Source organism: Streptomyces sp. NH27 (genome assembly GCF_056859195.1).
This window is the reverse complement of sequence record NZ_JACEGK010001096.1, coordinates 1-436: the sequence shown is the minus strand read 5'-3', so window position 1 is coordinate 436 and position 436 is coordinate 1. Positions and strand designations below refer to the sequence as shown.

The following is a 436-nucleotide window of genomic DNA, read 5'->3' as shown; positions in this document are numbered from 1 at the left end:
GCTCGACGCTCCGCATCACCAGCCCGGTCGCCGGCTTCGGCCCGAACGACGTGGACTTGCGGGGCATCATGACGCCCTGGCGGGCCAGATCGAGGACGATGTGCTCGCGCACCGGGTGCATCAGCACCGCGGTGCCGCCGAGTTGACGGGCGAGGCGGACCGCCGCCTCGGTGTCGTGGATGTAGCGGATGTGCTCGGGGGAGTCCGGCACCCGCCAGACGCGGTCGAGCAGCAGGCTGTGCAGGACGGTGGCGTCCAGCCGCCGCCATGGCTCCGGCCGGTCGTCCGGCACGGCCTCCCGCAGCAGCACGGGGTCGGGCCGGTCCAGCAGGTGGAAGCCGTCGCCCGCCAGCACGAACGCGTTGCCACCGACGCCGAAGCCGGTACCGAAACCCGCACCGTAGCCGACGCCGGCACCGTCCGTACCGGCACCTCC

1 pseudogene is annotated in these 436 nt (G+C 73.4%); it reads right to left on the bottom strand.

Features of this window, described 5'->3' with window-relative positions:
- Positions 1-436: pseudogene (locus AC13HU_RS38200) on the bottom strand (hypothetical protein); the annotation flags it as partial.